Here is a 17,740-nt window from a genome sequence, read left to right as displayed (position 1 = left end):
CAATCTATCGTTATCGCGCCGAGGCGCCGCCATCGACGGGGATGATCGCCCCTGTCATTGCCGCCGGCCTGCCCGTGCCCGACCTGCTCGTGCAGGCGCGCAGCGTCACCGCTTCGGTCAACGCGGAGGTCACCGAACTGCTCGCGCGACCGGAGCGGCCGAGCGCGCTCATCGTGCAGGGCACCCACATGCTCTACAGCGCGCTGCGCGCGATCGCCGCGCGCAGGCTCCAGGTGCCGCGCGACATCTCGGTGGTCGCCATCGGCGACACGCCCTTCGCCGCCGAGCACGACCCTGCGGTGAGCGTGCTCGACATCGATCAGGCCGAGACCGCGCGCTGCCTCGTCGACCCGCTGCTCACGCGGATCGCCGACAACGGCCTGCCGCAGCGAAAGGCCCGCGTCGGGCTGCGCTACGTGGAGCGCGACTCGGTGGCCGCGCCCGCTTTGCTCTAAGGCCGCTCAGGCCGCCATGCGGCCGCGGTATTCCTCGGCGAGCGCGTCCACCAGCTCGGCGACCGTGGGCACCGCGCGCACGCCCGACACCGAGTGGCCCGCGCTCCAGATGTCGGTCCAGCGCTGGTTGGGCGCCGCATTGGCGCCGCCGCCGTGGCGTCTTCTCGCTTCCTCCACCGAGATGCTTTCGTCGAGCGTCGAGATGTCGATGCTCAGCCGCCGTGCCGACGGCGCCAGGAAACTCGCGGGCAGGCCGGTGAAGCCGCGCGTGAGCAGCACGTCGTCGATCGCGCTGTCGACCAGCATCCGCCGGTACTCGTCGCTCGCCAGACTCTCCTGCGTCGCGATGAAGCGGGTGCCCATGATGCCGAGGTCGCAGCCGAGCTCTCTCGCGGCGCGCAGGGCCACCCCGTCCGACAGGCCGCCTGCCAGCGCGATGGGCCCGTCGAACACGGCGCGCACCGCACGCACGAAGGCGAAGGGGTTGGCCCATCCGGTGTGGCCGCCGGCGCCCGCGGTGAGCATCACGAGGCCGTCCACGCCCGACTCGATGGCGCGCACTGCAAGGTGCAGCGAGGCCACGTCGGCGAACACGCGGCAGCCGCCTTCGTGCAGGCGCGGCACCACCGCGGCCGGCGAGCCTACGCTGGTGATGACGAGCTGCGCGCGGTGCCGCGTGATCAGCTCGACCTCGGCCATCACCCGCGCGGGGTCGCGCCGCATGATGAGATTGGGGCAGTAGGGCGCCGTGGTCCCGGGCGCGGCGGCGGCCTCTTCGTCCAGGCGCATGAGCCAGGCGTCGAACTCGTCGAGCGTCTGGCAGTTGGCCGTCGGAAAGGCGCCGATCACGCCCGCTGCGCAGACGGCGGACACCCAGTCGATGCCCGAGACCCGCAGCATGGGCGCGGCGATGAGGGGCAGGGCCAGGCGGTCGAGGAAGGGAAGGGCTTGGGTCATTGCGGTGCGGTGGATGCGTTCAGGTGCGCCACGGCAGCGCGTGCCTGGCGGATGAGGTCTTCGACGATCGCGGCGAGCGGCTCGGTGCGCGTGGCGAAGCCGATGGCCGGCCCGAGCGAGAGCATGCCGCCGCGCCAGTCGCCGTCGCCGTAGCAGCGGTCGCGCGCCACGCGGCTGTCGAGCAGGGCGCCGAAGGCGGCGTGGTCGGGCGCGCCGGCACGCTCGAAGGCGTCGACCTGCGCGGCGGTGTCGTTGCGCAGCACGCGCCAGGTGTTGCCCAGCGTGTGCAGCAGGCGCACGGTGCTGTGCTCGTCGCAGCCCAGCAGGTGGTTCTTGTAGGCGGCGTGGGCCGACACCTCGTCGCTCACGAGGAAGCGGCTTCCCATGAGGACGCCGTCGGCGCCGAGCGCGAGCGCGGCAGCGAGCTGGCTGCCATGGCCGATGCCGCCGCCCAGCACCAGCGGGACATGGAACTGCCCGCGCGCAGAGGCCAGCGCACCCATCAGCATGGTGGGAAGTTCGTTGGCGCCGGGGTGCCCGCCTTCCTCCATGCCGACCAGCGCAACCGCATCGGCACCGGCCGCCTGGGCGGCGAGGGCGTGCCGCACGCTCGATGCCTTGTGGATCACGACGCCGCCGGCTGCGTGGATGGCGTGGATCAGCGCATCCGGCGCGTAGCCTGCGGTCTCGAAGTGGCGCACGCCGTGGTCAAGCGCGGTCTCCAGCGAGGCCTGCACGCCGGTGTTGGCCTGCAGGCGCGCCGACAGCGTGAGGTTGACGCCGAACGGGCGGCCTGCGGTGATCTCGCTGCAGCGCCGCAGCTCGTCGCGCAGCGCGGCCTTGCCATCGAAGGAGCGCGGGGTGATGAAGCCCATGCAGCCCGCGTTGGTGAGCGCGCCGACGTAGCGGGCGTCCGAGAGCCACATCAGCCCGCCCCCGAGGATCGGGTAGGCGAGGCCGAAGAGCCGCGACAGCCGCGTGGGCAGCGGTGGCTGGCTCACTGCAGCAGCTGCCGTGCGTTGTCGAGGCCGGGCGCGTCGCCGATCGCCGAGGGATCGACGCCCGCGAGCGGCACCGGGAACCGCACCAGCGACAGCGCTTCGGTGCCGCTGACCCGGCCGCGCTGCGCGAACTGCGGCAGCGCCGCGAGTTCGGAGGGCGCCACCACCGGCGCGACGGGCAGGTCGTTGCGCGCCATCGTCTCGAAGGCCTCGGCCGAATCGAGCCCGGCGAGCTGCTGCGCGATGCGGTCGTTGATGGCCTGGGCCTGATTCTTGCGCGCGCCCAGCGTGCAGTAGGCCTCGTCCGCGAACTCGCCCATGTCGAGCACCCCGCACAGGCGCGCCCAGAAATGGTCTTCGAGCGCCGCGACGCTCAGGTGCTGCCCGTCGCGGCAGCGGAAGCTGCCGTACGCGGGCTTCAGCTGCGTGGAGGCGCGCTGGCGCTCGAGGCTGCCCGCGCCGTCGGCGCGGTAGGCGCCCAGGCGCGGGTTCATCCAGTGCAGCACGCAGTCGGCCAGCGCCACGTCCAGGTGCTGGCCGCTTCCCGTGCGTTCGCGCTGCAGCAGCGCCGCCAGCGTGGACGACAGCGCATACATCGAGCCGCACAGGTCCGCCGCCGGCAGGCCGAAGTTCTGCGCGGGCGGGCCGCCGGGCTCGCCCGAGACCGCGAGCGCCCCTGCTGCGGCGAGGTAATTGATGTCGTGGCCGGGCAACCGGGCCCACGGCCCCTCCTGTCCGTAGCCGCTGAGCGACACGTACACAAGGCGCGGGAAGCGCTCGCGCAGGCTGGCGTAGTCCAGGCCCAGGCGCGCCATCACGCCGGGGCGGTACGACTCCACGAGCACGTCGGCCTGCGCCACGAGCTCGTGCACGCGGGCCCGCTGCGCCTCGTCCTTGAGGTCGGCCAGCAGGCTGAGCTTGCCCCGGTTGACCGCCTCGAAGCCGCCCGGCCCCATGCGCCGCGCGTTGTCGCCGCCGGGCGGGCGCTCGATCTTGATGACGCGCGCGCCCATCTCCGCCAGGTTCTGCGTGAAGAAGGGCCCCGGCAGCAGCTCGCTGAAGTCGAGGACGGTGATGCCCGCGAGCGGGGCGGCGGGGCTCACGCCGCGCCTCTTTCGACGATCACCGCATCCAGCGGCAGGGCGCCTTCGCCCTCGGCGCCGACCCAGATCGGGTTGAGGTCCATCTCCTCGATGCGCGCCGTGTTCGCCATCACGAACTCGGACACGCCCAGCAGCAGGCGCTCCAGCGCGGGCACGTCGGCCACCGGCCGGCCGCGCGCGCCGGCGAGCACGGGGAAGCAGCGCATCTCGCGCACCATCGAGGCCGCATCGGCGGGGCTCAGCGGCAGCAGCCGGCGCGTGACGTCGCGCAGGATCTCCACATAGACGCCGCCCAGGCCGAAGGTCATCACATGCCCGAACACCGGGTCGCGCGTGACGCCGGCCATGAGCTCGACGCCGCCGCCCGGGGCCATCTTCTCGATCAGCAGTCCGTCGATGGCGGCATCGGGCATGTGGTGCCTGGCCGAGGCCATGATGTCGTCCCACGCCAGCTCCAGCTGCGCGCCGTCGGCGATGCCGACCCGCACGCCGCCGATGTCCGACTTGTGCAGGATGTCGGGGCTCGCGATCTTGGCAACCACCGGGTAGCTCATGCCGTCGGCGATGCGGCGCGCCTCGTCCCGGGTGCGGGCCACGGCCACGGGCAGCAGCGGGATGCCGGCCTTTGCCAGCAGGGCCTTCGCCTGCAGCTCCGAGAGCTTGCGCACCTCGCCTTGCACCGCCGGCGCCGCGGCCGGAAGGCGGCGCGCCGGGCGGCCCGCCGCGCTGCGGTGCCAGCGGCCCCATTCGGTCCAGCGCCGGATTGCGGCGATCGCCTTGCCGACGGAGCGCGGCGGCGCGAAGCCGGCCGCCACCAGCATGCGGTAGCCCTCGCCGAGCCGGTCGCTCATCCAGATCGGCACGATGGGGCTGCGCACGCGCTGCTGCGCGGCGATGATGGTCTGCGCCATGCGGATGGTGGTCTCGCCGTAGTCCAGCGCGATCGGCGTGACGACGCAGCCGGTGTTGGGGTCCGCCGCCACGGCGCCCAGCGTGCTCTCGATCAGGTCGGCGTCCCTGAGCACGGCGGCCGTCGTGTCAACGGGGTTGTCGATCGCCGCGTAGTCGGGCAGCTTGCTGCGAAGCAGCGCGGTCGTCTGGGGAGCGAACTCGGCCAGCGCGAGGCCGGCCGTGCCCACCGCATCGGCGGTCAGCGCGGTGGTGCCGCCCGAGGAGCAGTACACGCCGATCGCCTCCTGCTCGCCCGGCATGGCACGCGCGAAGAGCCAGGCCGTGTCCACCAGTTCGTCGATGTCGTCGACCTCGATCACGCCGTACTGTCGGAACACCGCGCTGTTGACCTCGGCCGAACCCGTCAGCGATGCGGTGTGCGACTGCGCCGCGCGCTGGCCGTACTCCGACTTGCCGACCTTCAGCACGATCACCGGCTTGCCGTTGTCCGCCGCGCACTGCAGCGCGGCCAGGAAACGCGGGCCGTCCTTGATGCCCTCGAGCAGCGTCACGATCACCTTGATGTCGGGCGCGGTCGCCATGTAGTGGATGAAGTCGGCCACCTGCAGGTCCACCTCGTTGCCGGTGGAGGCCCACAGGCCGATGCCGATGCCGCGCTCCATGGCCTGCATCACGTTGCGCCCCAGGCCGCCGCCCTGCGTGGCCAGGCCGATCGGCCCCTTGACCAAGTCGTGCGGGAACGAAGGCGAGAAGGTCATGCCCAGCCGGTCGTTGACGTTGGTCAGGCCCGGGCAGTTCGGGCCGTAGATGCGCGTGCCGGCCTGCTCGGCGATCTCCTTGAGCCGGACCTGCGCCCGCTCGCCCTCGGCACCGGCCTCGCCGAAGCCCGAGGTGAGGATGATCGCGAAGGGCACGCGCCTGGCCGCGCATTCCTCCATCACCGCGATGACGCCCGATGCGGGTACGGCGATCACGGCGACGTCGGGTGTCTGCGGCAGCGAGGCGATGCTGGGCCAGCAGCGCCGGCCGCGCAGTTCGCTCCTGGTCGGATTGACCAGATAGAGCTCGCCGTCGATCTGCGAATGGTCGAGAAGGTTGCTCAGGGTGCGCCCGCCGATGCTCTGCGGCCGCTCGGAGGCGCCGACCAGTGCGATGGAACGCGGATGGATGAGGCGTGACAGGTCTGTGCTGAAGGCCGGTTGGGTCATGCTGTGCGACTCCCGCGGCGTTCAGGCGATGGCCGAGATGCCGAGGATCTCGCGCCCGACGATCAGCGTCTGCACTTCGGTCGTGCCTTCGGGAATGGTCCCGCCGCGGGTGTCGCGGAAGATCCGCTCGATCGGGTAGTCGGTGGCGTAGCCCAGGCCGCCGTGCACCTGCAGGGCCATGCTGGCCACCTCGTGGGCGGCTTCGGTGGCGTAGAGCTTGGCGATGGAGGCGGCGGTGCGCGCGTCGTGGCCCGAATCCAGCGCGGCGGCGGCGCGCAGGCCGAGCGCGCGCGCGGCCTCCACGCGGATCGTCATGTCGACGATCAGCTTCTGCACCAGCTGGAAGCTGCCGATCGGCTTGCCGAACTGCGTGCGCGTGCGCGCGTAGTCGATGGAAAGGTCCAGCGCCGACTGCGCGGCGCCCACGGCGCCCATGGCGATGTTCACGCGCGCGCTGTCCAGGCCGATCAGCATCTTCTTGAGCGCGCCGCCTTCCTCGCCCAGCAGGTTCTCGCGCGGAACCTTGACGTTGTCGAAGCCCAGCTCGGCCGTGCCGGTGCTGCGCAGCACCATTGTGTCGACGCGGCGCATTTCGTAAGGGGACACATCCCGCTCGACCAGGAAGGTGGAGAGCTGGCCCTGGCAGTCGGGGCTGAAGGTGCGCGCCACGACGATGCCGAAGTCGCCGAAGGCGCCGTTCGTGATCCACAGCTTGCGGCCGTTGAGAACGTAATGGTCGCCCTGCAGGTCGGCGCGGGTCTGCACCTGCGCGATATTGGAGCCCGTGCCCGGCTCGCTGATGGCGCTGAAGCAGCGGCGCTCGTTGTTCAGTAGCGGCTTGAGGAAGCGCTCCTTCTGCGCGGGCGTGGCCTCGGCCGCGAGCTTGTTGATCGCCGCGTTGGTGATGTTGAGCATCGTGCGCAGCGAGAGCCAGGCATAGCCCGCTTCTTCCATCAGCATCGCCCAGGTGAGCTGGTCCAGGCCCATGCCGCCTTCTTCTTCCGGCAAGCGCCCGCCCAGGTAGCCGAACTCCGACAGGGGCTTGAGCAGCTCGAAGGGAAAGGTCTTCTCCTGGTCGTGGCGCGCGACGATGGGCGCGACCTCGCTCTTCATGAAGCGGCGGATGCTGTCGCGCAGCATGGCTTGTTCTGCAGTCTGGGTGTACACGTTGTCTCCTGTTTGAAAGTGAAAATGAGCGGCGCTCAAGGCTCGGCGGGAGGCGAGGCCTTGGTGCCGCGGCGGGAAGAGGATGAGGAAGAAGCGGGAGAAGAAGAGGAAGAGGCCGCTGCCGTCGTCGGCTGCTCGCGCGTCGCGCCCTCGGCGGCGGCCTGTTTGCGAAAGACGATCGCCTTGACCTCCTGCAGCGCCTCGAGGCAGCGCTCGCGCTGGTCGCGCATGCGATGGGTGAGCCCGGCGACCGACAGGGCCAGCGTCTCGCCGCCGATCTGGCCGGCCACGGCGACCGCGGTCAGCCCTTCGCTGCCTTCGTTCTCGACCCAGATCCAGCCCTGTTTGCGCGCACGTTCCACCTGCGCTTCGAGCTCGGACAGGTCGGTGAGCGTGCCGGAGGCCAGCACGCGCAGCGGCTTCAGGCGCAGCTGCCGCGCCGCCTCTTCAGGGGTGCCGATCGCAAGGATTGCCTTGCCGAGGGCGGAGACGTGCAGCGCCAGCTTGTCGCCCACGTGCTGCATGTAGCGCAGCGCGTGCCGGCCTTCGCTCAGCGCGATGACTTTCACGACGCCGTTCTCCAGCCTGCCGCATAGGCCGGTCTCGCCGGTGCGGTCGCGCAGCAGCTCGCACGCCTCGGCACCGACGGCGTACAGCGGGTCGCTCGCGGAGATCTCCTTGGCCACCGTCAGCAGGCGCGCCGTTGGATAGAAGCGCCGGCTGCGCGCGGTGCGCAGCAGATAGCCCAGCTCGTGCAGCGTGTGCAGCAGGTCAGAGCAGCTGCTCTCGGGCAGGTCCATGAGGCGGGCCAGGTCCGAGTTGGACAGCTCTCGCTTTTCGCGCGCAAAGACTTCGAGCAGTGTCATCGTGCGGGCGGCGGCAGGGACAATGGTTGGCATGAATCCTCCGATAGGTCGTAGAAGTTGCCGATCATAGCCACGGGAATCATGCGATTGCTGAAGATTTCAACCGAAGAATCCCTGAAGGAGCAGAAAACAGGAAAGGGTTGCCAAACAACGACCAATTGAAGTAGTCTACGCCTATTCGTAGAAAAAAGGCAATCGAATCGCGTTGCACAACCAGGAGACAACCCTTGAAAACCTTCCGCAAAGCCCTCGCCGCGGTCAGCGGCGCGCTCCTTCTCTCCACCGCCGTGCATGCGGCCGGCGAAGCCGACGGCTGGCCTTCCAGGCCCCTGACCTTCGTCGTGCCGTTTCCGCCCGGCGGCATCACCGACAACACCTCGCGCCTGCTCGCGCAGAAGCTGGGCGACAAGCTCGGGCAGCAGGTGGTCGTCGAGAACCGGCCCGGTGCGGGCGGCTCCATCGGCGTCGAATACGGGGTGCGCCAGCCCGCCGACGGCTACACGCTGATCTACGGCACGCAGGGCACGCACGCGGCCAACGTCGCGCTCTACAAGAACGTGCGCTACGACCCGGTCAAGGACTTCACGGCCGTGCACGGCATGTCGGAGTCGCCGCTGATCCTGGTCATCAACCCGAACAAGCCGTTCAAGACGGTGCCCGAGCTGGTGGCGTACGCCAAACAGAACCCCGGCAAGCTCAACTTCGGCTCCGCAGGCGCGGGCACGGCCACGCACCTGACGGCGGAGCTCTTCCAGACGACCGCGGGCGTCAAGATGACGCACGTGCCCTACAAGGGCAGCAGTCCGGCGTTGACCGACCTGATCGCCGGCAACCTCGACCTGGCCTTCGACTACGCGGCCGTGGTGCTGCCCTTCGTTCAGTCGGGCAAGCTCAAGGCGCTGGCCGTGACCGGCAAGTCGCGCCTGGGCAGCGCGCCCGACCTGCCCACAGTCGCCGAGCTGAGCTACCCCGGCGCCGAGTCCAGCGCGTGGGGCGCCATGTTCGTTTCCTCCAAGACGCCGGCTCCCATCGTCAAGCGCCTGGCCGACGCCATGGCGGAAGTCATCGTGAACCCCGAGCTCCTGGCCGCCACCGAGAAGTTCGGCAGCGTGCCGATGCGCGGCAAGCGCGGCGAGAAGCTCGACGCCTTCGTCAAGTCCGAGATGACGCGCTGGCGCGAGGTGGTGCAGAGCTCTGGCGCCAAGCTGGAGTAGCACGCGCGCCGCACCCCCAACTCTTTTTCGACAACCGGGAAATCCGCTTTTATGACCACTGACCTGCGTGGCCTGCAGCCACAGCATCCGACGCTCTACCAGCTCGCGCCCGACGGCGAGTCGCTGGAGTTCCTCTTCGCGCAATGTCCGGCGTGCCGCAAGCTCGTCTTTCCCGCCAACGTGCCCGGCTGCAGCCACTGCGGCGATCCGCTGCAAGGCGCCGAGAAGGTCGCGCGCCCCGGCGGCGGCAAGCTGCTGGAGTTCGTGACTCTGCACGTGCCGCTGCTGCCCGGCATGGAGGTGCCGCGCATCGCCGCCGACATCCTCATCGAGGACGGGCTTGTCGAGGAAGGCGTGATCGCCGGATCGGACGAGTTGGCCCTGCGGGTGGGCATGGCGCTGCGCGCCGTCGCCGTGGCGCAGCCCGGCGGTGAGACCTTCGCCTGCCGCTTCGTTCCGGCAGAGGGGGCGGCGCAATGAGCAACTGGATCGACAACAACGAAGGCGTGTACGTGGCCGGCATCGGCATGCACGCGTACCAGTTCCCGAGCGAGACGCCCTACACGCACCTGGGCCTGACCGCGGTGCGCGCCGCGCTGGCGGACGCGGGCCTGGCCTGGCCGCAGGTGAACAGCGCCTACGTGGGCACGACCTCCATCGGCATGGCGGCCGGGCGCGTGATGCTGCGTCACCTCGGCTCGAGCGGGCTGGCGGTCACCCAGGTCGAGAACGCCTCGGCGTCGGGCTCCTTCGCATTCCGCCAGGCCTGCATGGAGGTGGCGCGCGGCGTCAGCGACGTGGTGCTGGCGGTGGGCGTGGACAAGCACGGCGGCGCCCGGCGCGCGGCCGACAAGGAAGGGCTGGCCCGCCTGAGCGAGACGGCCAACGTCCCCGCGGTGAAGTTCGCGATGATGGCCCGCACCTACCTGCGCGAACGTGGCGCGGACGCGGCCTCCATGGCGCAGGTAGCGGTGAAGAACCATGGCAACGCCTCGCGCAACCCCTTCGCGCAGTTCCGCAAGCCGCGCACCCTCGACCAGGTGCTCGCCTCGCCGCCCGTGGCCGGCGACCTGACCGTGCAGCAATGCTGCCCCCGCGGCGAGGGTGCTGCGGCCGCGATCGTCGTCTCGGGCCGCGCGCTGCGCCGGCTCGGCCTGGACGCTGCCCGCTGCGTGCGCGTGCGCGCCTCGACCGCGTGCAGCGAAACACCCGAGACCTCCTACGGCGCCGCAGCGGTCGACCTCGTGCGCGCCAGCGCCCGCGCGGCGCTCAAACAGGCGGCGATTCCCGCAAGTCAGCTGGACCTGCTGGAGCTGCACGACGCCTTCTCGGTGGAGGAGCTGCTCTACAGCGAAGCCGTGGGCGTGTGCGAGCCGGGCGAGGGCGCCGCATACCTGCTGCGCGGCGACTCGCGAATCGGCGGGCGCTGCGCGATCAACGCATCGGGTGGCCTCATCGGCATGGGCCATCCGCTGGGCCCCACCGGCATCGGCCAGATCGCGGAGATCACGCGGCAGCTTCGCGGCGAGGCCGGCGACCGGCAGCACGCAGGTGCCGGCTGGGGCATGGCCCACATGATCGGGCTCGGGTCGGTGGCCATCGCGCACGTCCTCTCACGCGTCACGGCATGACAGAGCAAGAACTCGCAAGGAAACACCATGCCTGAAAACAACCGGCCCGACCACGTCGAACTCTCGACGCTCACCTACCGCGTCGAGGGGCACGTGGCCGTCGTGACGCTCAACCGGCCCGACCGCATGAACACGCTGGGCGGGACGATGAAGCCCGACCTCGCCCATGCGTTCTTCGAACTGGCCCGCGCCGACCAGCGCGTGCGCGCGGTGGTGCTCACGGGTGCCGGCGAGCGCGCCTTCTGTGCCGGCGCCGACATCAAGGAACGCGCTGATCATCAGATCTGCGCCACCGACTTCTTCGTCGCGCAGAAGGCGACGCACGACCTCTTCCGCGGCATCGAGGAATTCGAGAAGCCCACCATCGCGGCGATTAACGGTGTCGCGCTCGGCGGCGGCCTGGAACTGGCCCTGTGCTGCGACCTGCGGCTGACCGCCGACCATGCGCGCCTGGGCCTTCCGGAGGTGCGGCTGGGCGTGATCCCCGCTGCCGGCGGCACGCAGCGGCTGCCGCGGCTGATCGGCGAGGCGCGCGCCAAGGCGCTGATGCTGACGGCCGCGCAGATCGATGCGGCGCGCGCCCTGGACTACGGCCTGGTCACGCAGGTATTGCCGGGCGCCGAGCTGCTGCCGGCAGCCATTGCGCTCGCACAGCAGATCGGCGAGATGCCACCGCTGGCCGTGCGCTTCGTCAAGCGCGCAGTGAACCGCGGCATGCAGACCGACCTGGACAGCGGCCTCGAGTACGAGCGCTATGCCGCGGCGCTCCTCGTCGACAGCGAGGACCGCAAGGAAGGCATGCGCGCCTTCGTCGAGAAGCGCAAGCCCGTGTTCCAGGGACGCTGAACCCCGTCCGCATCTCCATCCATTCATAAGCAAGCAAGGAAACATACATGAAACTCGGTTTGGATTCACAGGTCGCGCTGGTGACCGGCGGCGGCCAGGGCGTGGGCCGGCAGATCTGCTTCGAACTCGCACGCGAAGGCGCGAGCGTCGTGGTCAACGACCTGTTCCCCGAGCGGGCGCAGGCCGTGGCGCGCGAGATCGATGTGCAGGGCGGCAAGGCGCTGGCCGCGCCCGCCGACATTACGCAGGCAGACCAGGTGCACGCCATGGTCGAGGCCGCCGCGCGGCACTTCGAAGCGCCCGTGCAGATCCTCGTGAATAACGCCGGCATCATTCCCGAGCGGCGCGAGAAGGGCGGGCGCACCCCGGCCTTCGTCGACATGCCGGTAGCCGACTGGGCGAAGATCGTCAACCTCAACGTCTACGGCACCTTCCACTGCTGCCATGCCGTGCTGCCCGGCATGGTGGCCGTCAAAGGAGGCCGGATCGTGAACATCATCTCGGAGGCCGGTCGCATCGGCGAGGCGAACATGGCCGTCTACTCGGGCGCGAAGGCCGCCATCGCGGGCTTCGCCAAGGCACTGGCGCGCGAGCACGGCCGGCATGCCATCACCGTCAATTCGATCGCGCTCGGCGCGGTCTCGCACGAAGGCATCAAGGACGGGCCGCTGCATCCCGATGCGACGACCCAAAACAATGAACTGCTCGCGAAGATGGTGAACCTTTATCCGATCTCGAAGGGCGTGGGGCGTCTGTCCAGACCGAACGATGTCTCCGGCCTGGTGGCATTCCTTGCCTCCGAGCGCGCGTTGTTCGTCACCGGTCAGACGATCGGGGCTTCGGGCGGATTCGCCATGATCTGAGGAGATGTAACTCTGCCCGCGCAGCGCGGGGTGCCATGCGCTGGCTCATTCCGCGACTGAGTGGATTTCAAGCGACGCACCCGGACATTGCACTACACCTCTGCGGAGGCGGGAGACTCGTGGAGTTTCGAAGGAGTCAGGTCGACCTCGCCATTCGGCGGCTGGACTTGGCGGTGCCGAGACGTGGAACGTCCGGCCCCTTTTTCCCCGAAAAAGTAGGTCCTGTCCTGAGATCGGAATTGGTGCCGAGGTTCGAACACGGTGACTATCTCGCTATCGGGTCGAAGACTCGACCCGATGCGGGGGCGCAGTGGCTCCAGACCAGCTCAAGACCCATCCCTCGGCACGTCAACCCAAGGAGGTCCGTTACTACGACAGTCCCTCACTCAGTGTGGAAGCTGCATCTACCGGCCTGGGTGTGGCTCTCAGTCCGCTCGTGCTAGCGGTTGACGACGTAGAACGAGGAAGTCTCGCGGCACCTGCTGGCTTAAGTGGTCTACCTGGCCCACAGCAACCCGTGGTCGACTATTTGATTGGCCGGCGCATGAAGCGCATCGGGCACATGCGTTGAGCGCGCGAGGGGGCAAATGCGTTGTTGCAAGTTTCCCGCTTGATCAGAGACCTGAGCGCTTGGGTCAAGATCGCGACTGTGTCCCGCTGGCCTGTCAGGCGGCGGGCTTAGATCCATCAGTCGATCGTCGAGCAAGCCGGTGATGCGCATGAATGCTCCTGGTGGCATGAACGGGGCATGCCCGATGCGCGGCGCGCCCGCCGCGATCCGGCCATGCCGCCCACCGTTGCCGCAACGCCCGCCTTGCCACTCGATGCCGATAGCATCTTGGCGCTGGCCGCGCGCTCGATGTTCCACCTGTTCTGCGTACTCACCATCAAGCCCGCCGGTCGTGCTCGAGCATCGGGCTGCTGCCAGTTTCTCGAACCGACTCGTGGTGGGTTTGCTTACGATACTGGTTTCATTGCAGTTCGATTTTGGCGCGCTTGATGATCGCTTCATGGCGCTTGGACTCGGTATGGATGAACGCTTCGATCTTCGCGCGATCCAGCGACAGCGGGACGTAGCCCAACGTCGCGTAGCGATCCTGCACGTCGGTACTAGCCACAGCCTCGGCGATGTCCTGGCGGATCTTGTCTCTAACGGCCAGCGGCAAGCCTTTCGGTGTGGCGATCACATTCCAACCGCTGACTTCGTAGTCTTTGGGGCCACCGGCCTCGGCCACCGTTGGCACGTCGGGATAGGCGACCAAGCGCTGAGGCGCACCCACGGCCAGGAAGCGAACCTTGCCGGCCTTGTACATCGGTCCGGTCGTGCCGGCCGTGCCCAGCGTGACCGGCAACTCGCCGGTGGCGACCGCTGTATAGAGCTGCGAGGTCTCCTTGTACACCACGTGCTGCATGCTGGTGCCGGTCAGCTGCTGCAGTTCCTCCATCCCCAGATGCACCGGGTTGCCGATGGACCAGGAGCCGTAGTCGATCTTGCCCGGGTTGGCCTTGGCGTCCGCGATCACGTCGCCCACGGTCTTGTACTTGCTGCCGGTCGGCACCACGAACATGAGGTAGGCCTTCCACAGCGTGGCCTGCACGTCGAAGTCCTTCGCTGGGTCGTACGGCAGCTTCTTGAATAGGTACGGATAGGCAGCGATGTGCACGCTGTCGAGCTGAATCAGGTCATGCCCGTCTTTGGCGCCGCGCTTGAACGCGTCGATCGCGATGAAGCCGTTACCACCCGGCTTGTTGTCCACGATCACGCTCTGGCCCCACTTGCGCGAGAGCTTCTCGGCCAGCACCCGAGCAATCGTGTCCGGCGCGCCGCCAGTCGGATAGGGCGTAGTCAGGCGCACGGTGCGCGTGGGCCACTTGGCGGCATCCTGGGCTTGTGCTGCAGGGCCGTAGGCGGCCAAGGTCAGGGCCAACAGGGTGAACAATGCGGCGCGCCGCTTTGAAAGGGATGTCGTCATGGCGTTGTCTCCTGGAGTTGCGATACGTTGTCCCCGCCAAGCCGGGTGGTCGGCGGGATAGTCGCCGTGCGGTGATTGCCTACTTGGAACGGCGACGATAGTCGGTGTGACCCTCAGCGGACAGGCGTCACCTCCGTTCGCCGTCTGACAATCGCTCAACAATGATCGCTAATCGCGCGTTATTCGGGACTTCCACTACTCGGCGGCTTGGCAGCAGCGAGTAGCCGCGGATCGGCCTCGTTCGAGTAGACGCTGACGGTCTTGGAGGCCGGCGCCTGATATCAACTTCTGCGACGCCCGCATTCGCAGCCGAGCAAACCGTGAAGTTCGATACCGACCTGAAGCTATTCGCTGCAGCGCGGGCGTTGTATCCACGCCAATGCGCGATGAGGCCGGACGACATCGTGTTTGCCGTTTAAGCGCTCGTGCTCTAGAGATCACCAGCCGCCGAAGTTACGGATGTGCGCGTTCCGCCGGCCAACTTCCGGGCCTCAACGTCGCTGTTGGGGATATCGGCCTGGACACTTGTCGCTTGGTCACTCCTCGTCCATCATCCGACCGACCTTGCTTCCAAGCGCACTCTCCGCGCGGATACCCCACCAACGGTCGCGACGCTCTGATGCCCCGTCATCGCCATGGTCGCCGGCAGCGGCATGTTCTGTTTGCCCGCCTCGGTGACGAAGCCGGCCCTGAGCGAGTGCGCGCTGAAGCGGCCTTCGATGCCGGCCAGCGCACAGCGCTCCTTGACGATGTCGCGCACGGCCGCGGCAGCGAGAGGCTCGCCCAGATGCCCACCTTTGCGGATGCGCCGGAAGATCTTGCCCTGCTGGATGTCATGCGCCTTGAGCACCGCGAGCCATTCGGTCATGGCCGCTGCGGCGCTTCCCACCAGCTGTTGAATACTATTAATTCTGTTGGGAGCGAGCAAAACTGGGGGCCGAACTCGGGGGCTTGGCGCGGCCCCAATTTTGCTCGCTCCCAGCCGAATAAGCGCTCCTCGACACTCGCGTCGCGCCCGCGTCATCGATCGCCAGCTGCAGGCGCTGCGCTGGCTCGAGGGCCTGGTGGTGCAGGATCCGCGGCCGGGCGACAGCGTGGCGGCCTGGCTCCATCCTTCGCTGGCCACCCGGCTCGAGCGCGCCGGCGTGGCGACGCTGGTCGCGTTGGTCGAACGCATCAACGGCATCGGGGCGCGCTGGTGGGCGAAGGTGCCGGGTGTCGGCGAACTCAAGGCCGCCCGGATCCTGGACTGGTTGCATGAGAACGAGCAGGTACTGGGCTTGCGCGTCGGCGCGCACGCCGCGCAGCCGCGCGCCCAGCTGTCGCCCACCGCGCTGGCCGCGGTGGTGCCTGCGGCCACCGCCCTGCGACCCTACGAGAAATTCGTGCTGCCCGCCGAGCTCGATGGCCGCGCGGGGCGCTTCCGCGCCTCCCCTGAAAAGTGCCTCTTGAATGCCGCGAATGATCATCAGGCCATCGGTGCCTGGCTCGCCTCCAAGCGATCAGGCAAGCTCGAGGGTGATCTGTCGTCGACCCAGCGCTCGTACCGCAAGGAGGCCGAACGCCTGCTGCTCTGGTCGGTCCTGGAACGCAAGAAGGCACTGTCGTCGCTGTCGGTGGAAGACGCCACCGCTTACCGCAGCTTCCTCGCCGACCCGCCTTCCGCGTGGTGCGGACCCCGGCACCACCAGCGCTGGTCGCCGCTGTGGCGGCCGCTCGAAGGGCCGCTGACGCCGGTGGCGCTGCGCCAGTCGCTGATCATCTTGAAGAGCCTGTTTGCGTTCCTGATGAGCCAGGGATATGTGATGGGCAATCCGTTCACAGGCGTCGCCCTGCCTTCCACGCCACTGCGGCCGCTGGGCTCGAGCCGCACCCTGACGGTTGCCCAATGGGACCACATCGACAGCTTGCTGCAGGACCATGTCGACACGGAACCAGGGCGGCGGCTTCGACGCGGCATGCGATGGCTCTATGCAACAGGGCTTCGTTTGTCCGAGATCACGAACGTGAAGTGCGAGGACCTCCAACAGGTCGAATACAGAACAACGGGCGGGGGCGCGGCCATCTGCTGGCTGCTGTCGGTCATCGGCAAGGGCGGCAGGAGCCGCCAGGTGCCGATACCGGCCGAACTGGTCGACGAGCTTGGGCACGAGTTGCGTCGGCACGGCTTTGAGCCGCAAGTCGATGTTGCGAGCAACCGGGGCATTCACGTGCTGGCGCGCTTCGACCCGGGCCTGAAACGCCCCGCGCGCTGGTCGGCCTCGGGGCTCTACCAGTCGATCAAGGCCTTCCTCGCCCCGGCGGCCCGTGGCCTCGATGGGGCCGATGCGCAGCAGCTGAGAAAGGCCAGCACCCACTGGTTGCGCCACGCGCATGCATCGCATGCATCGCATGCGCTGCAGGGCAGGGCAGGGAAGTCGCCAGTTCCGCTTCAGGTTGTGCAGAACAAGCTGGGGCACGAGTCGATCGCGACGACCGCCATTTACCTGACCGCAGAAAGGGCAGTGAGGCCCCAAGAGATGGATCGCCTCTGGCATGCTCGCGCCAATGACGCGCAACCCGATCTTCAGTCGGCAGCGCTCAAGTAAGACCGCACGAGCCGTAGCAGCTCATCTTCGATCGCCGCGTCGCCCAGCCGCAGCGGGCCGGGATTGTTCAGCACAACATGCACCAGCACGCCTGCCAGGGCTTGGTAGGCGAAAAGAATGCGACGCTCTCGCTCTCGTGGCTTCAAGTGCGTCAGGTAGGGCGCCAGCAACTGCACCAGCATGGCGCGGTATCTGTCGCCGGACTCCTTGATGACCTGCCACATGCCCTCGCGGCTGTGCTGGAGCGAGGCCCGCATCACCCCGAGGTTGGTGCGAAAGTTGTTAACGGTTTCGTGAACGATGTCCGCGCACAGCGCATCGATCGATGACGCGCCTGCGGGATGACGTTCGATGAAGGCCTGGATGGATTGCTCCGTCTGCATGGTTTGCACGCGCTGCATGGTGACGAAGAAATCCTGCTTGCTCTCGAACCGGCCATAGAACGCTCCGACAGTGGTCTGTGCAGAGTCGCACACGAACTCGATCGAGAGATCCTCCAACGATTTTTCCCTGAGCAGGTGCCGGCCGGCTTCGATCAGGGCTGCTGCCGTCCTCGCGCTGCGACTTTGTTGCGCTTGGCGCATCTCGGGCAGCCGCCCCTCGGCAGACCAAGAGGAGAGGCGGTCGGCAAACGCCTGAGTCGGTGCACTCATGATGTGTCGATGCTACTTGACAGCACATAAATAGAATGAGAATAATCATTCTACTTTAGCGTGCCTTGCGGCTTGCACCCGCCGGATGGCACGCTGGACTGAGTCAGTCGTGCGATTTCGATCGGAGGTTGCGCATGCTCGAGCGTCGTGAAGTTCTTGCGGGTCTGGCCGCCTTGGCGGTCGCCGGTCGTCCGTGGGCTCAGTCCTGGCCTGCCAAGCCCATCCGACTGGTTCTGAACTTCCCGCCGGGTGGTCCCACCGACGTCGTGAGCCGCTATCTCGCGCAGAAGCTCTCCCCCTTGC

18 protein-coding genes are annotated in these 17,740 nt (G+C 68.3%); 9 read left to right on the top strand and 9 right to left on the bottom strand.

The genetic code is table 11. The features are described 5' to 3' along the window. The first annotated feature begins 41 nt into the window (after positions 1-41). Entirely contained in the window at positions 42-455 is a 414-nt protein-coding gene (locus tag AC3A6Y_RS20085; protein ID WP_487869991.1) for a substrate-binding domain-containing protein, read from the top strand. A gap of 6 nt (positions 456-461) precedes the next feature. Here the strand turns inward: AC3A6Y_RS20085 and AC3A6Y_RS20080 are convergent, their stop codons facing one another. Genes AC3A6Y_RS20080 through AC3A6Y_RS20055 form a run of 6 tightly spaced genes read right to left on the bottom strand, consistent with a single transcriptional unit; the run spans position 462 to position 7,702 of the window. Beyond that, positions 462-1,412, bottom strand: coding sequence for an NAD(P)H-dependent flavin oxidoreductase (locus AC3A6Y_RS20080; protein WP_487869990.1), 951 nt, complete (start codon positions 1,410-1,412; stop codon positions 462-464). Continuing rightward, positions 1,409-2,413, bottom strand: coding sequence for an NAD(P)H-dependent flavin oxidoreductase (locus AC3A6Y_RS20075; RefSeq protein WP_487869989.1), 1,005 nt, complete (start codon positions 2,411-2,413; stop codon positions 1,409-1,411). The genes AC3A6Y_RS20080 and AC3A6Y_RS20075 overlap by 4 nt, the downstream gene beginning before the upstream one ends. After that, positions 2,410-3,516, bottom strand: a complete 1,107-nt coding sequence (locus tag AC3A6Y_RS20070; protein ID WP_487869988.1) for a CaiB/BaiF CoA transferase family protein — start codon at positions 3,514-3,516, stop codon at positions 2,410-2,412. The genes AC3A6Y_RS20075 and AC3A6Y_RS20070 overlap by 4 nt, the downstream gene beginning before the upstream one ends. Continuing rightward, a complete protein-coding gene (locus AC3A6Y_RS20065; RefSeq protein ID WP_487869987.1) occupies positions 3,513-5,636 on the bottom strand; it encodes an acetate--CoA ligase family protein in 2,124 nt (707 codons plus the stop codon). Before AC3A6Y_RS20065 ends, AC3A6Y_RS20070 begins: the two co-directional genes overlap by 4 nt. A 21-nt stretch (positions 5,637-5,657) precedes the next feature. Beyond that, positions 5,658-6,803, bottom strand: coding sequence for an acyl-CoA dehydrogenase family protein (locus AC3A6Y_RS20060; protein ID WP_487869986.1), 1,146 nt, complete (start codon positions 6,801-6,803; stop codon positions 5,658-5,660). A 35-nt stretch (positions 6,804-6,838) separates the two neighbouring features. Continuing rightward, on the bottom strand, positions 6,839-7,702 hold the full coding sequence (locus tag AC3A6Y_RS20055) for an IclR family transcriptional regulator (RefSeq protein WP_487869985.1): 864 nt from the start codon (positions 7,700-7,702) through the stop codon (positions 6,839-6,841). A 194-nt stretch (positions 7,703-7,896) separates the two neighbouring features. Between AC3A6Y_RS20055 and AC3A6Y_RS20050 the strand changes: the two genes are divergently transcribed. The 7 genes from AC3A6Y_RS20050 (at position 7,897) to AC3A6Y_RS20020 (ending at position 13,223) form a co-directional block, all read left to right on the top strand. Then, a complete protein-coding gene (locus AC3A6Y_RS20050) occupies positions 7,897-8,883 on the top strand; it encodes a Bug family tripartite tricarboxylate transporter substrate binding protein (RefSeq protein ID WP_487869984.1) in 987 nt (328 codons plus the stop codon). 51 nt (positions 8,884-8,934) lie between these two features. Further along, on the top strand, positions 8,935-9,363 hold the full coding sequence (locus tag AC3A6Y_RS20045; RefSeq protein ID WP_487869983.1) for a Zn-ribbon domain-containing OB-fold protein: 429 nt from the start codon (positions 8,935-8,937) through the stop codon (positions 9,361-9,363). Beyond that, positions 9,360-10,514 carry a thiolase family protein gene (locus AC3A6Y_RS20040; RefSeq protein ID WP_487869982.1) on the top strand — a complete coding sequence of 385 codons (1,155 nt, stop codon included), beginning with the start codon at positions 9,360-9,362 and terminating at the stop codon, positions 10,512-10,514. The genes AC3A6Y_RS20045 and AC3A6Y_RS20040 overlap by 4 nt, the downstream gene beginning before the upstream one ends. A 27-nt stretch (positions 10,515-10,541) precedes the next feature. Beyond that, on the top strand, positions 10,542-11,360 hold the full coding sequence (locus AC3A6Y_RS20035; RefSeq protein WP_487869981.1) for an enoyl-CoA hydratase/isomerase family protein: 819 nt from the start codon (positions 10,542-10,544) through the stop codon (positions 11,358-11,360). Between the two features lie 47 nt (positions 11,361-11,407). Beyond that, positions 11,408-12,223 carry an SDR family NAD(P)-dependent oxidoreductase gene (locus tag AC3A6Y_RS20030; protein ID WP_487869980.1) on the top strand — a complete coding sequence of 272 codons (816 nt, stop codon included), beginning with the start codon at positions 11,408-11,410 and terminating at the stop codon, positions 12,221-12,223. Positions 12,224-12,258: 35 nt separating this feature from the next. Then, positions 12,259-12,666 (top strand): LysR substrate-binding domain-containing protein, encoded by a 408-nt coding sequence (locus tag AC3A6Y_RS20025; protein WP_487869979.1) that lies wholly within the window; start codon positions 12,259-12,261, stop codon positions 12,664-12,666. A gap of 305 nt (positions 12,667-12,971) precedes the next feature. Next, entirely contained in the window at positions 12,972-13,223 is a 252-nt protein-coding gene (locus tag AC3A6Y_RS20020; RefSeq protein ID WP_487870525.1) for a hypothetical protein, read from the top strand. On the opposite strand, the gene AC3A6Y_RS20015 is transcribed toward AC3A6Y_RS20020, so the two are convergent. After that, positions 13,195-14,196, bottom strand: a complete 1,002-nt coding sequence (locus tag AC3A6Y_RS20015; RefSeq protein WP_487869978.1) for a Bug family tripartite tricarboxylate transporter substrate binding protein — start codon at positions 14,194-14,196, stop codon at positions 13,195-13,197. The two genes, AC3A6Y_RS20020 and AC3A6Y_RS20015, sit on opposite strands and share 29 nt — an antisense overlap. A 550-nt stretch (positions 14,197-14,746) precedes the next feature. Next, positions 14,747-15,064 (bottom strand): tyrosine-type recombinase/integrase, encoded by a 318-nt coding sequence (locus AC3A6Y_RS20010; RefSeq protein WP_487869977.1) that lies wholly within the window; start codon positions 15,062-15,064, stop codon positions 14,747-14,749. A gap of 46 nt (positions 15,065-15,110) precedes the next feature. Here AC3A6Y_RS20010 and AC3A6Y_RS20005 point away from each other — a divergent pair, with 46 nt between their 5' ends. Next, positions 15,111-16,784, top strand: a complete 1,674-nt coding sequence (locus AC3A6Y_RS20005; protein WP_487869976.1) for a site-specific integrase — start codon at positions 15,111-15,113, stop codon at positions 16,782-16,784. Here AC3A6Y_RS20005 and AC3A6Y_RS20000 read toward each other — a convergent pair. After that, positions 16,763-17,437 carry a TetR/AcrR family transcriptional regulator gene (locus AC3A6Y_RS20000; protein WP_487869975.1) on the bottom strand — a complete coding sequence of 225 codons (675 nt, stop codon included), beginning with the start codon at positions 17,435-17,437 and terminating at the stop codon, positions 16,763-16,765. The genes AC3A6Y_RS20005 and AC3A6Y_RS20000 overlap by 22 nt on opposite strands. Positions 17,438-17,740 lie beyond the last annotated feature (303 nt).

This window comes from Variovorax sp. Soil_C_17, assembly GCF_057657265.1.
This window is presented reverse-complemented; position numbering and strand designations above follow the sequence as displayed.